General features: G+C 61.6%; 10 protein-coding genes. 3 read left to right on the top strand and 7 right to left on the bottom strand.

Translation table 11 applies throughout. The annotated features are described in order from the left end of the window. Positions 1-108: 108 nt before the first annotated feature. The 6 genes from DFR34_RS06065 to DFR34_RS06040 all read right to left on the bottom strand — a co-directional run bounded on the left by DFR34_RS06065 (position 109) and on the right by DFR34_RS06040 (position 8,042). Positions 109-2,265 carry a putative bifunctional diguanylate cyclase/phosphodiesterase gene (locus tag DFR34_RS06065; RefSeq protein WP_158281744.1) on the bottom strand — a complete coding sequence of 719 codons (2,157 nt, stop codon included), beginning with the start codon at positions 2,263-2,265 and terminating at the stop codon, positions 109-111. A gap of 161 nt (positions 2,266-2,426) precedes the next feature. After that, the gene (rodA, locus tag DFR34_RS06060; protein ID WP_110390251.1) at positions 2,427-3,536 is read right to left on the bottom strand and encodes a rod shape-determining protein RodA; all 1,110 of its coding nucleotides are present in this window, start codon (positions 3,534-3,536) and stop codon (positions 2,427-2,429) included. Next, on the bottom strand, positions 3,533-5,500 hold the full coding sequence (gene mrdA / locus DFR34_RS06055) for a penicillin-binding protein 2 (RefSeq protein WP_110390250.1): 1,968 nt from the start codon (positions 5,498-5,500) through the stop codon (positions 3,533-3,535). Before mrdA ends, rodA begins: the two co-directional genes overlap by 4 nt. A 3-nt stretch (positions 5,501-5,503) precedes the next feature. Then, complete coding sequence (gene mreD / locus DFR34_RS06050; protein WP_110390249.1) at positions 5,504-6,013, bottom strand: rod shape-determining protein MreD; 510 nt, start codon at positions 6,011-6,013, stop codon at positions 5,504-5,506. A 3-nt stretch (positions 6,014-6,016) separates the two neighbouring features. After that, positions 6,017-6,919, bottom strand: coding sequence for a rod shape-determining protein MreC (mreC, locus tag DFR34_RS06045; protein WP_110390248.1), 903 nt, complete (start codon positions 6,917-6,919; stop codon positions 6,017-6,019). 82 nt (positions 6,920-7,001) lie between these two features. Continuing rightward, the gene (locus DFR34_RS06040) at positions 7,002-8,042 is read right to left on the bottom strand and encodes a rod shape-determining protein (protein WP_110390247.1); all 1,041 of its coding nucleotides are present in this window, start codon (positions 8,040-8,042) and stop codon (positions 7,002-7,004) included. 217 nt (positions 8,043-8,259) lie between these two features. Between DFR34_RS06040 and gatC the strand changes: the two genes are divergently transcribed. From gatC to gatB, 3 genes are read left to right on the top strand one after another with little or no spacing between them, the layout of a single operon-like run. Next, entirely contained in the window at positions 8,260-8,547 is a 288-nt protein-coding gene (gatC, locus tag DFR34_RS06035) for an Asp-tRNA(Asn)/Glu-tRNA(Gln) amidotransferase subunit GatC (protein ID WP_110390246.1), read from the top strand. Positions 8,548-8,596: 49 nt separating this feature from the next. Beyond that, on the top strand, positions 8,597-10,045 hold the full coding sequence (gatA, locus tag DFR34_RS06030) for an Asp-tRNA(Asn)/Glu-tRNA(Gln) amidotransferase subunit GatA (RefSeq protein WP_110390245.1): 1,449 nt from the start codon (positions 8,597-8,599) through the stop codon (positions 10,043-10,045). Between the two features lie 46 nt (positions 10,046-10,091). Beyond that, positions 10,092-11,525: an Asp-tRNA(Asn)/Glu-tRNA(Gln) amidotransferase subunit GatB gene (gene gatB / locus DFR34_RS06025; RefSeq protein WP_110390244.1), complete on the top strand. Its 1,434-nt coding sequence runs from the start codon at positions 10,092-10,094 to the stop codon at positions 11,523-11,525. A 378-nt stretch (positions 11,526-11,903) separates the two neighbouring features. On the opposite strand, the gene DFR34_RS06020 is transcribed toward gatB, so the two are convergent. Further along, a complete protein-coding gene (locus tag DFR34_RS06020; protein ID WP_110390243.1) occupies positions 11,904-13,109 on the bottom strand; it encodes a TylF/MycF/NovP-related O-methyltransferase in 1,206 nt (401 codons plus the stop codon). Positions 13,110-13,226 lie beyond the last annotated feature (117 nt).

Here is a 13,226-nt window from a genome sequence, read left to right as displayed (position 1 = left end):
CCGCTCACAAAACCCCCTGGCGTTGTTGTGTGACCTTGCCGTACTGCTTGTACTGTCTGCGGTCACACGCCTAGCCAGGACCGCTTTGCTGGGTTTTGTGAGTGGCTCTTACTGCCCGCCTTCCAGCATGCGCGTCACCCCACCCGGTGGCAAATCCGGCGCGGCGTCCGGGCAGCTGCCCCAGTCGCATTCGTGGGGGTGGGCGTGGCGCCAGGCGTTGAACTCTTCCAGCGGCAGCGCCTTGGCGATCAGATAACCCTGGGCGATGTCGCAGCCCAGCAGCGCCAGCTCGCGGTATTGATTGCCGGTTTCCACGCCTTCAGCCACCACTTTCAGGCCCAGCGCATGGCCCAGGCTGATGGTGGACAGCACAATCGAGCGGTTGTGCAGGTTCAGATCCATGATGAAGCTGCGGTCGATTTTCAGCTCGTCCACCGGCAGATGGCTCAGGTAGGCCAGCGAGGAGTAGCCGGTGCCAAAGTCGTCAATCGCCAGCCGGTGGCCGGCCTCGTGCAGGGCGGTGAGGGTGGCGCGGGCTTGTTCCGGGTCGGCCATCAGCCCGCCTTCGGTGATTTCCAAGCACAAGTCCTGTGGCTGGGCGTCGTGGCGGCGCAGGGCGGCGGCCACCCGCTTGGGAAAGTCCGGGTCTTCCAGGTCATGCACGGCGACGTTGATCGAGATAGTCAACGGCTGGCCGCTGGCGCGCCAGGCGGTGGTTTGCTGGGCCACTTCGTTCAGCAGCCAGTCGGTCAGCGAGCGGATGCGGCCGGTTTGCTCGGCAAACGGGATAAACGCCGACGGCGGCACCCAGCCGCGCTCCGGGTGACGCCAGCGCACCAGCGCCTCGGCCTGCACCAGCTGGCCTTGGTTGATGCTGACCTGCGGCTGATAAAACACATGCATTTCGTGCTGTTCGACTGCGCGGCGCAATTCGCCCAGCAGCGACAATTGCTCGCGGCGGCTGCCCACCTGCTCGGCGTTGTATTCGCTCCACGGTTTGTGCGCCTGCTTGGCGGCGTACAGCGCCACCTCGGCGTTGCGCAGCAGCAGCCCGGCCTGATTGCCGTGCTGCGGAAAGCGCACAATGCCCAGGGTGACGGTGAGGTCGATCTGCTGGTCGGCCAGGGTGAACGGCTCGCCTTCCAGCGCGCGAAACACCTGGCGGTGCAGGCTGTCGCTGTCGTATGCCGGCAGGCCAGTCACCAACAGGGCAAACACATTGCCGCCCAGCCGATGCACGCGGCTGTCGTCGGGCCACAGCTCGGACAGGCGGGTGGTGGCTACTTGCAGCACCAAATCGCCAGCGGCAAAGCCCAATAAATCGTTGATGGCGCGAAAGCGGTCCAGATGCACCAGCATCAGCACGCCCATCTGGTGCTGGCTGAGCGCCGCAGTCAGCGCCTCGTCCAGCGCCAGGCGGTTGCCCAGGCCGGTGAGCTCGTCACGGTAAATCAATTGCAGCATGGCTTCTTCACGCTGGGCAATCGCCTGGCCCATGGCGTTCAGCCCGCCGGCCAGCTGGGCGACTTCGTCCTGCCCATGCGAATGCGCGCGCGCGCTGTAGTCGCCATCGGCCAGCCGCTCGGTAACCGACAGCAAGGCGCGCACCGGCTGGGTCAGCGCCCGCGCCACCCACCACGACAAGGCCAGCGAAATGGCAAAAATCGCGCCGCCAATCAGCAGCGAGGTCAACAGCGCTTCATGGCTGCGGTTTTGCAGATAAGCCACGTCGATGTCGGCGCCAATCACATAGCGCAGGCCATCGCGGCGCTCGCCGGGCACAAACAGCGAACGGAACTGGCCAAACTGATCCTGGTATTCGGCAAAGTGCGGCTGACCATCGCGAAATGCCTGCAACAATGCTGGTGGCGGCTCACGGTAGGCTTGCATGTACTGGCCGTATTTATCCCGGCGGATTTCGTCGGCCGAGGCAGCATCCGCCAGATAGCGCACCTGGCCATGGTCTTCAACAAAGGCGTACACATAGCGCAGCCCGGCTTCCTGACTGTAGGCATAAAGCGAACGGGTTTGCTGGAGATAATTGGCCGGCGGGGCGGTGTTGAGTGGCTGTTCCAGATAATCGGCAGGCAGCATGCGGGTCACGGCATGCGCCGCTGCGGTCAGCCGGGCATCGGTGGCCTCGTAGATGCTGTCGGTTTTGATCTGGTAGACAAACAGGGTATAGGCCGCGGTGGCCAGGATATTGATGGCGGTGAACACCAGCAGGATCTTGGCCTGCACCCCCCATTTTTTGCTGTGTTTCATCTGTCTTTCCCGTGCGACAGTGGACATGCCAAAGCGCATGCCGGCCGGGAAGTTTAGCACGTTGGGGTGGCTTGGCCAGTGTGGGGCGGGCGCATGCGCTGCAATGCGGCAAGATCATGCGCCGATATGCCAGACCGTGATAAAAACTGCCTGGCCCGCCCTCACCGCTTGATCAGCGGTCGGTTCTTGTGAATGCTCATCAAAATACCAAAACCGATCAGCAGAGTGACCATGGCGGTGCCGCCGTAAGAGATCAGTGGCAGCGGCACGCCAACCACCGGCAGGATGCCGGCCACCATGCCCATATTGACGAAGGCGTAGGTGAAAAACGACAGGGTGATCGAGCCGGCCATCAGGCGGCCAAACAGTGTGGTGGCCTTGGCGGCGATCATCAGGCCACGGCCAATCACCAGCAGGTAAAGTGCCAGCAGCAGCAGATTGCCAGCCAGGCCAAATTCTTCGGCGTACACGGCAAAGATAAAGTCAGTGGTGCGCTCGGGGATGAATTCCAGGTGGGTTTGCGTGCCGCTGAGCCAGCCCTTGCCGGTAGGGCCGCCGGAGCCGATGGCGATCATCGACTGGATGATGTGGTAGCCGGCGCCCAGCGGGTCGGAGCTGGGGTCGATCAGGGTGAGCACGCGCTTGCGCTGGTAATCGTGCATCATGTTCCACACAAACGGCAGGCTGGCACCAAACGCCACCGCGCCGGTAATCATCACTTTCCACGGCAGGCCGGCGAGGAACAGCACAAAAAAACCCGAGGCCATGATCAGCGTGGCGGTGCCCAGGTCGGGCTGCTTGAGGATGAACAGCGAGGGGATGATGATGATCACCGCGCCCACCAGATAATGGTGCCAGCGCAGGGCGTTTTCGTGCTTTTGGAAGTACCAGGCCAGCATCATCGGCACCATGATTTTCAGCACTTCCGAGGGCTGGATGCGGGTGACGCCCACATGCAGCCAACGCCGCGAGCCATTGACCACGTCACCAAACAGCGCCACGCCCAACAGCAGCAGCACGCCGACAATATAACCGGGCACGGCCAATTGCATCAGGGTTTGCGGGCGGACATTGGCCACGCCCCACATGATGCCCAGCGCCACCAGCATGAAGGTCATCTTGTTGATGACTTTGTCCAGATTCTGGTTGGACGCCGAAAACAACACCACCAGGCTGAGCGCAAACAGCGCCATGATCAGCGCCAGCAGCCAGCCGTCGATGGGCGAGCGCAGCCGCTCCCAGGCACGGCGCAGCAAGTAATAGTCGTTCATTCCACCACCTCTTCCGCCGGGGCGGCGGCGGGTTTGTTCTTGTCGGCGCGCACATGTTGCGCGCTGGGGGCGTCGCTATTGGGGGCGCTGACTTCGCCTTTGCGGCCGGTCAGATAAAAGTCGGCCACCTCGCGCGCCAGCGGTGCGGCGGCAGAGGCGCCCCAACCGCCGTTTTCCACAATCACGGCAATGGCAATGCGTGGCGCTTCCACCGGGGCAAACGCCACAAACCACGAGTGGTCGCGGTGTTGTTCGGCCAGGGCGGCGGCGTTGTACTTGGCGCCTTGTTTGATCTGCACCACCTGCGCGGTGCCGGTTTTGCCGGCCATGCGGTAGCTCAGGCCGGCGCCAATGCGCGCGGCGGTGCCGCCGGGCTTCAGCACCGCTTCCATGGCGGATTTCACAAAGGCGATATTGGCCGGGTCGGGATGATTGTCGCGCACCGGATTGGGCTCGACCTTGGTGATTTCGCCGGTTTTCAGGTTTTCGATTTCCTTGACCACGTGCGGGCGGTAGACCACGCCGTTATTGGCCAGGATGGCCACCGCATGCGCCACTTGCAGCGGGGTGTAGGTGTTGTAGCCCTGGCCAATGCCAATCGGCACCACGTCGGCCGGGGTCCATACGCGTGCGGCCTCGGGGTAGCGTTTGCCGGCAAAGCGTTTGCGCTTCCACTCCTTGCTGGGCAGCACACCGCGTGCCTCGCCATCCAGATCAATGCCGGTGGGGCTGCCAAAGCCGAACTTGGCCAACTGCGGCTCCAGCCGGTCGATGCCCATGTCCCAGGCCAGCTTGTAATAATAGGTATCCGACGACACCTGAATCGAGCGGAACATGCTCATGCTGCCCCAGCCGCTGGGCTTGGAATCACGAAAGCGGTGGGTGCTGCCCGGCAGCGAGAAATACCCCGGGTCAGGAATGGTGTAATTGGGATCGCGGAATTTGGTTTCCAGCGCCGCCATGGCCATGAAGGGCTTAAAGGTGGAGCCTGGCGGATACAGGCCGCGCAGGGCGCGGTTGACCAGCGGCTTTTTCCAGTCGTCGTTCAGGTCTTTCCAGCTCTGGCTGTCGATGCCGTCGATGAACAGATTGGGGTCGTAGCCCGGTTTGGAGATAAACGCCAGTACTCCGCCCGTGGCTGGGTCCAGCGCCACCAGCGCGCCACGCCGCTCGCCAAAGCGCTCCCAGGCGAACTTTTGCAGCTCGATGTCCAGCGCCAGCTTCAGCGTGTGGCCATTGACCGGCGACACCCGGCGCAGCGTGCGCACCGGCCGGCCGCCCGCGTCGGTTTCCATTTCTTCAAAGCCGGCGGTGCCGTGCAAGACTTTTTCGTAGGTGTATTCCAGCCCGGTTTTACCCATATGGGTGCTGCCGCGATAGTCGGCCAGTTCGTCGTTTTCTTCCAGCCGCTCCATTTCTTTCTGGTTGATGCGGCCGATATAGCCGACCACATGGGCGGTGATCTCTTTAAACGGATAATCGCGGAACAGCCGTGCTTTCACCTCGACACCCGGAAAGCGCCAGATATTGGCCGACACTTTGGCCACTTCGTCGTCGGTGAGCTTGATCTTCAGCGGAATGGATTCAAAGTTGCGGCTTTCTTCCGCTTGTTTGCGAAAGCGCTTGATGTCGCGGGCGTTGATGTCCACCAGCTCGGCCAACTGGCTGAGGGTTTGCTCCAGATTTTCAATTTTGTACGGCGTGAGTTCCAGCGTGTAGGCGGAGTAATTCTGCGCCAGCACCACGCCGTTGCGATCCACAATCAGCCCACGGTTGGGGATGATCGGCGACAGGGTGATGCTGTTATTCTGGGCCAGGGTGGCAAAGTGTTCGTGTTGATACACTTGCAGCCAGGCAAAGCGGGCGGCCAGGGTGACAAAACCCAGCAGCATGGCGGCAAAGGCCAGCAGCAGGCGCAGCTGGAACTGGTTTTCCGCCTGTTGTTGTGAAGTAAACGGCGCCATGGCTTACCCCGGCAGGCTGCCGCGCCGTTGCGGCAGCAACAGCACCTTGGTCAGCAGCGGCCACAGCAATGCGCCAATCAGCGGGCCGATAAAATAGCCGCTGCCGGCCCACGGGCCGCCAAGCAGCATGCGGCACACCGCCATGACAAACTGGCTGATCAGCAGCCCACCCAGCACCACCAGGGTTTGCTGGCCCAGGTTGTACATCACCACCTGGCGCTGGCGTGACAGCAGCAGATAGCTGATCACGCTATAGGCCAGCGCGTGCTGGCCGAACACGCTGGCGCTGGCCACGTCGGCAATCAGGCCGATGCCAAACGACCAGCCAATGCCAAAACGGCGCGGCTGGTTCAGCGTCCAGTACAGGGCCAGCATGGCGGTAAAGTCTGGCAGCCAGTTGGCCAGGGTGGCATCCAGCGGCAGCAGCTCGACGGCAATGGCCAGCACAAAGCTCAGCACAATCCAGCGCGGCTTGATTGGCTTTAGCAGTTCTTTGGGACGGTCAAACGCCATGGTTTATTCATCACTTCCACGTTTGCGGCGGGATTTGGTCTTGGGCGCGGGCGCCGCTTCCGGCCGGGGTGGCAGGTTCAAGGTTTCGTTGAGCACCAGTAGCGTGCGGTTTTCGCCCACGCCGGCCAGTGGGGTGCAGACAATGCGGGCAAACGGCGAGCCGCCGTTGCGGTCCACCATGGCGACTTTGGCCACCGGCAGGCCGGCTGGGTAGACGCCGTCGATGCCCGAGGTCACCAGCATATCGCCCACCTGTACATCGGCGTGGGCGGCGATATGGCGGATTTCTGCCTGGCCGCCCATGCCATACATCACTGCGCGCAGACCATTGCGCTGGATCATCACCGGCACCGGATGGTTGCGCTCGATCAGCAGGGTCACTTCGGCGGTCAGCGGCTGCACGCGGGTAATCTGCCCGATCAGCCCGCGCGCGTCGATCACTGGCAAGCCGGCCTGCACACCGTCCATGCTGCCTTTGTCGATAATCAGCGTGAAGGTGAACGGATCGCGGCTGGTGTAGACGATTTCTGCCGGCAGGGTATTGCCGCCGTGCTGGCTGCGCAGGTTCAGCGTTTGCCGCAGCTCGGCGTTTTCCCGTTGCAGCGCTGCCTGGCGTTGCAGACGTGCTTCCAGCTCCAGCTGGTAGGTGCGCAAAGCCTGGTTTTCATGCGTCAGCGTCGCCTGGGTGGTCAAAAAAGTGTCTAGCTGGCGCAAGCCTTCCGGTGGGGCGGTCACCAGCCACTGCATCGGGTAGAGCAGCGCGGTCAGCGCGCCGCGCGCAGGGTCGAGCAGATGCAGCTTGGCGTCGGCCACCAGCAGACCCAGCGATAAGGCGCCGCACGCCAGAAGGCGCGTCAGCGGCTTGGGGCCGCGACGAAAAAAACGGGGAGAGCTGGCGATATCCATCACATGCCATCAGGGGGAAGTCGGCGCGCGCCAGCCGGACAGGGTGCCGGATGGCGCGTCTTGGTCAGCGCGGGGTGTCGCGTCAGTCGTTGGTGAACAGCGTGCCAACCTTGTCCATCTTGTCCAGCGCCCGGCCCGAGCCGCGCACCACGCAGGTCAGCGGATCGTCGGCGACGAACACCGGCAGGCCGGTTTCTTCTTGCAGCAGACGGTCGATGTCGCGCAGCAGCGCACCGCCGCCGGTCAGCACCATGCCTTTTTCGGCAATGTCGGCGCCCAGTTCCGGCGGGGTTTGCTCCAGGGCGATTTTCACTGCCGAGACGATCTGGTTCAAAGGCTCGGTCAGCGCTTCGAGGATTTCGTTGGACGACACGGTGAAGGCGCGCGGGATGCCCTCGGCCAGATTGCGGCCTTTGACTTCCATTTCGCGCACTTCGGCGCCGGGGAAGGCCGAGCCGATGGTTTTCTTGATTTCTTCGGCGGTGGTTTCACCAATCAGCATGCCGTAATTGCGACGGATGTAATTGATGATGGCTTCATCGAACTTGTCGCCGCCCACGCGCACCGAGTTGGAATACACGATGCCGCCCAGCGAGATCACGCCCACTTCGGTGGTGCCGCCGCCGATGTCCACCACCATCGAGCCGGTGGCTTCTTCCACCGGCAGGCCGGCGCCAATTGCGGCGGCCATCGGTTCTTCGATCAGCTCAACGCGGCGCGCGCCAGCGCCCAGCGCCGACTCTTTGATGGCGCGGCGCTCCACCTGGGTGGAGCCGCACGGCACGCAAATCACGATGCGCGGGCTGGAGCTGAACACCCGGCTGGGGCTGACCTTTTTGATGAACTGCTTGAGCATCTGTTCAGTGACGGTGAAGTCGGCGATCACGCCGTCTTTCATCGGGCGGATGGCCTGAATCGAACCCGGCGTGCGGCCGAGCATTTTTTTCGCTTCCAGGCCAACGGCCAGGATGGATTTTTTATTGGATGCGCCTTCGTGCATGATCGACACCACCGAGGGTTCGTCGAGCACGATGCCCTTGCCGGTCACGTAGATCAGGGTGTTGGCAGTGCCAAGGTCGATGGCGAGGTCATGAGAAAAATAACCGGTAATCGAGCGAAACATCGTAGTCCTGTTGTCGGCGGGCCGCGTCGGCGCGTCATGGCGCAGGCCGGCGTGGCGAAATTTTGGGTGGCAGGTTGTCGTGACGTTGACACGACGGGATGGGCCTGGTTCCGCAAGCGTGGCGCGGCCGGCATGACAGCCGGCAGGCAATTGGGCGAAACCAGCAGACTATGATACCCTACAACATTCGACAAATTAAAGTCTTAACGAGGTTTTTATGTCCCTTTCCGCGACCGATGTCAGCCGGATCGCCCGGCTTGCCCGCCTGCACATGGACGAGTCGGAAATTGCCGCCGTGCAGGGCCAGCTCAACGGGATTTTTGGCCTGATCGAAGCCATGCAGGCGGTGGACACCACTGGCGTGGCGCCCATGTCGCACCCGCAGGACGTCAGCCTGCGCCTGCGTGACGATGTGGTCAGCGAAAGCGACCGCCGCGCCGCCTACCAGGCCGTGGCTCCCAGCGTGGAAAACGGCCTTTACCTGGTGCCCAAGGTGATTGAATAAACCGCGCCGCAGCGGATCCTTCCTACAGAATTCTTTTCGTGTGCCCGTCATGAATTACACGCTCAAACAGCTTTCCGACGCCCTGGCCGCCGGCCAGATGTCCAGCCGCGAACTCACCCGCGACTACCTCGCCCGCATTGACGCCCTTAACCCGCAGCTGAACGCCTTCATCACCGTCGACCACGACGGCGCCCTGGCCGCCGCCGATGCCGCCGACGCCGCGCGCGCCGCCGGTCAGGCCTGCGCGCTGACCGGCGTGCCGTTTGCCCACAAGGACGTGTTCGTCACCGAAGGCCTGCTGACCACCTGCGGCTCGAAAATGCTGGGCAATTTTGTCGGCCCCTACGACGCTCACGTGGTCAGCCAGTGCCGCCAGGCCGGCCTGGTGATGCTGGGCAAAACCAATATGGACGAGTTCGCCATGGGCTCGTCCAATGAAAACTCCGCCTTTGGCGCGGTGAAAAACCCGTGGGACGTCAAGGCCATTCCGGGCGGCAGCTCGGGCGGCTCGGCCGCCGCCGTGGCCGCCGGCCTGGTTCCCGCCGCCACCGGCACCGACACCGGCGGCTCGATCCGCCAGCCGGCCAGCCATTGCGGCATCACCGGCATCAAGCCCACCTATGGCACGGTCAGCCGCTATGGCATGGTGGCCTACGCCAGCTCGCTGGATCAGGGCGGGCCGATGGCGCGCACCGCCGAAGACTGCGCGCTGCTGCTGAATGTGATGGCCGGCTTTGACGCGCGCGACTCCACCTGCCTGGACCGCGCCAAAGAAGACTACACCCGCAGCTTGAACCATCCAGTGGCCGGCCTGACCATCGGCCTGCCCAAAGAATTTTTTGCCGCCGGCCTGTCGGCCGATGTGGCGCGGGTAATCGACGCCGCCGTGGCGCAGTTCAAGGCGCTGGGCGCCAAGATTGTGGAAGTCAGCCTGCCGAAAACCGAGCTGTCCATCCCGGCGTATTATGTGATCGCCCCGGCGGAAGCCTCGTCCAATCTGTCGCGCTACGACGGCGCGCGCTATGGCCACCGCGCCGCGCAGTACAAAGACCTCACCGATATGTACGAACGCTCGCGCGCCGAAGGCTTTGGCGCCGAGGTCAAGCGCCGCATCTTGGTGGGCACGTATGTGCTGTCGCACGGCTATTACGACGCGTATTACATTCAGGCGCAAAAAATCCGCCGGCTGATCGCCGAGGATTTCCAGGCCGCCTTCCAGCAGTGTGATTTCATTCTGGGCCCGGTAGCGCCGACGGCGGCGTTTAATCTGGGCGAGAAGTCTGACGACCCGGTGCAAATGTACCTGTCCGACATCTACACGCTGGCGGTGAACCTGGCCGGTCTGCCGGGCATGAGCCTGCCGGCGGGGTTTGCCGACAATGGCCGCCCGGTGGGCGTGCAGCTGATTGGCAATTACTTCAGCGAAGCCGCCATGCTGGGCGCCGCCCATCAGTTCCAGCTCGCCACCGACTGGCACGCCCGCACGCCGGCGCTGTGACAGCGCGCGGCCACACAAGCACGTTATTGCGCAAGGAATTCTAGGCATGAAATGGGAAGTCGTGATCGGGCTGGAAGTCCACACCCAGCTCTCCACCCAGTCGAAAATCTTTTCTGGCAGCAGCACCGCCTTTGGCGCGGCGCCCAACACCCAGGCCAGCGCGGTGGACATCGCCCTGCCGGGCGTGCTGCCGGTGATGAACCGCGCCGCCGTGGACAAGGCCATCCGCTTTGGCCTGGCGATTGGCGCCAAGATCAACCGCACCTCGATCTTCGCCCGCAAAAATTATTTTTACCCTGACCTGCCCAAGGGCTATCAGATCAGCCAGTTCGAGCTGCCGATTGTCGAAGGCGGCAGCCTGCAAATTCAGGTGGGCGACAGCGAAAAAACCGTCAACCTCACCCGCGCCCACCTGGAAGAAGACGCCGGCAAGAGCCTGCACGAAGACTTCCACGGCATGACCGGCATCGACCTGAACCGCGCCGGCACCCCGCTGCTGGAAATCGTCTCCGAGCCAGAAATGCGCTCGGCCGCCGAAGCAGTGGCCTACGCCCGCGCGCTGTACACCCTGGTGACCTGGCTGGGCATTTGCGACGGCAATATGCAGGAAGGCAGCTTCCGCGTGGACGCCAATGTGTCGATTCGCCCGTTTGGCCAGGCTGAGTTCGGCACCCGCCGCGAGATCAAGAACCTGAACTCCTTCCGCTTTCTGGAGCAGGCGATCAACGCCGAAATCCGCTACCAGACCGAGCTGATCGAAGACGGCGGCAAGGTGCAGCAAGCCACCGTGCTGTTCGACCCGGACAGCGGCGAAACCCGCGCCATGCGCAGCAAGGAAGACGCCCACGATTACCGCTACTTCCCCGACCCGGACCTGCTGCCGCTGAAGGTCAGCGATGCCGAAGTGGACGCCATCCGCGCCGACATGCCGGAACTGCCGGGCGAGATGAAGCAGCGCTTTATCGACAGCTTTGCCGTATCCGCCTACGACGCCGGCCTGCTGACGCAATCGCTGGCGCTGGCGCGCTACTTTGAAGCCGCCGCCCAGGCCTGCCCGGGCCAAGGCAAGCTGGTGGCCAACTGGGTGAATGGCGAAGTGGCCGCGCGGCTGAACCGCGAAGAAAAGTCCATCGCCGACTGCCCGCTGTCCGCCGAACGGCTGGCCGGCCTGGTGGCGCGCGTGGCTGACAACACCTTGTCCAATAAACTGGCCAAGCAGGTGTTCGAGGCGCTGTGGGACAGCGAGCTGAGCGCCGACGCGGTGATCGAGCGCGACGGCCTCAAGCAGGTATCGGACGTCGGCGCCATCGAAAAACTGGTGGAAGAAGCCCTCGCCGCCAACCCCAAGGCGGTGGAAGAATTCCGCGCCGGCAAGGAAAAGGCGCTGAACGCGCTGGCCGGCCAGGTGATGAAGGCCAGCAAGGGCAAGGCCAACCCGGCGCAGGTGCAGGATATTCTGCGCCAGAAGCTGGCGGGTTGAGTCTTTAGAGCCGCTCACAAAACCCCCTGGCGTTGTTGTGTGACCTTGCCGTACTGCTTGTACTGTCTGCGGTCACACGCCTAGCCAGGACCGCTTTGCTGGGTTTTGTGAGCGGCTCTTATTGACGCTTTGCTTGGCTTGGCAGCGCTATCCTCTTGGTGATATGTGTGGTTTGCTGTGTTTCTTGTGCTATCTGCACATGTCTGCCAGGCGCGCTGCGCGGCGTTTTATTCGTGCGTTAAAAGCCGCGCACAAAACCCAGCGCAGAGCGATCCTGGCGGCGTGCGCAGACTGAGCCAGCAGTACGGCAGGCCGCGCAAGGCCGCCAGGAGGATTTGGTGAGCGACTCGACTCGTGAGGGGGGGCGAACGGCGGGCGTCAATGTTTGATCACCATGCCCTGCCCGGTGGGCAACTCTAATACGTAGTGACCACGCGCCAGCAGCCAAGGCTCCTCTTGGAGACGTTGCTGCATATAAGGCTGCCAACCATAGTCATCCAGAATCATGATGCCTCCGGGTGACAGGCGCTCGAATAGCAGCTCCAGTGCACCTAGCTCGGCGGCGACATTGTTCAGATCAATGTGCAGAAAAGCAATTTTCTCCGGCATGTTGTCATGCAGGCTGTCTGGCACCCGTCCTTGAATAATCTGAGCGTTTTTCATGTCAGCAAACCGCTGACGCACTTCATTGACCAGCGTGCTGCTATGTGCCGGCATGGCATGGTGTGTGGTTTCTTGATCGCTGTGTTCGAACAAGTCGTATAGATAGTATTGTCTTTGTTCTTGTTGCTTGAAATTCAGCACATCACAAATGATGCGTGCTGAAATGCCCCGGTAGCAGCCACATTCGACAAAATCACCCGGTAAATTCAATCCTTGGCGTGCGCCCCACAGCAATACTGCAACCCGCCATAGCGTTGCTTTTTCTGCGGCGGTTTCTGTGTGCTTTTGAAAAGATTCTACTAATTTGGCATCGTCAAGAAAGCTAAGTGTCCGGCTAAGCGCAATGAGATTGTCTCCGATGAAAATGCGGTGATCGGTGATGGGTTGTGACAGGCTTTCTTCGAGTGTTTGGTAAAAACAGGTTTCACTCAGGGTGTCGGGAAAGTCCAGATAAAACTCTGGCGCGACGTAGCTTCCACTGCTGAGGTAGCGCTCTTGAATGGTATGTTCCATTGTTGCTTGTGTGATGTATTTTCTACATTTTTCACACGTCTCTGCCGAGGCGCCCAATGCTTCTGCTTTTGATAAAGCTTCATTGGCAAGATGAAATTTTTTGTTGAGCATCAAGCTTTCGGCAAGTGCGAGCATGACGGGTGACTGATTATTGAGTGTTTGTGCGGCTGTCTCCAGGTAAGGCAGACTGCTTTCAATGTCCCCATCATTTTTTCGTGCAATCAATGCATGCCCATACAAGTAGTTGATTTCAGGGCTGTCAGGGGCATGTGCCAGTAGCTTCAGATAAATGGTGATGGCTTCATCAAAATTTTCAGCTTGGTGATGTTTTACTGCTATCGCCAGCATGTCTTGTAGACTGGTGCTGGGCGAGTTGGGCGTGTGCTTTTTTTTGAACGAAATGGCCATGGTCAAGCAATCATGAGGGGTGGCTAACAATAAAAAAGTGCAGCAGTGCAATTTTAAGAAGATTATGGCTGGCTACGGCTTCTAAGGGCTAAGTACAACAGGATGGGTTTTACCCTT

It is taken from the genome of Rivihabitans pingtungensis (genome assembly GCF_003201855.1).
GTDB lineage: Bacteria > Pseudomonadota > Gammaproteobacteria > Burkholderiales > Aquaspirillaceae > Rivihabitans > Rivihabitans pingtungensis.
Note: the sequence above shows the minus strand (reverse complement) of the source record. Positions and strands in the feature narration are given on the sequence as shown.

Coding starts and splice junctions, on each gene's coding strand:
- DFR34_RS06065 (WP_158281744.1), bottom strand. CDS start 2,265: ATGAAACACAGCAAAAAATGGGGGGTGCAGGCCAAGATCCTGCTGGTG.
- rodA (WP_110390251.1), bottom strand. CDS start 3,536: ATGAACGACTATTACTTGCTGCGCCGTGCCTGGGAGCGGCTGCGCTCG.
- mrdA (WP_110390250.1), bottom strand. CDS start 5,500: ATGGCGCCGTTTACTTCACAACAACAGGCGGAAAACCAGTTCCAGCTG.
- mreD (WP_110390249.1), bottom strand. CDS start 6,013: ATGGCGTTTGACCGTCCCAAAGAACTGCTAAAGCCAATCAAGCCGCGC.
- mreC (WP_110390248.1), bottom strand. CDS start 6,919: ATGGATATCGCCAGCTCTCCCCGTTTTTTTCGTCGCGGCCCCAAGCCG.
- DFR34_RS06040 (WP_110390247.1), bottom strand. CDS start 8,042: ATGTTTCGCTCGATTACCGGTTATTTTTCTCATGACCTCGCCATCGAC.
- gatC (WP_110390246.1), top strand. CDS start 8,260: ATGTCCCTTTCCGCGACCGATGTCAGCCGGATCGCCCGGCTTGCCCGC.
- gatA (WP_110390245.1), top strand. CDS start 8,597: ATGAATTACACGCTCAAACAGCTTTCCGACGCCCTGGCCGCCGGCCAG.
- gatB (WP_110390244.1), top strand. CDS start 10,092: ATGAAATGGGAAGTCGTGATCGGGCTGGAAGTCCACACCCAGCTCTCC.
- DFR34_RS06020 (WP_110390243.1), bottom strand. CDS start 13,109: ATGGCCATTTCGTTCAAAAAAAAGCACACGCCCAACTCGCCCAGCACC.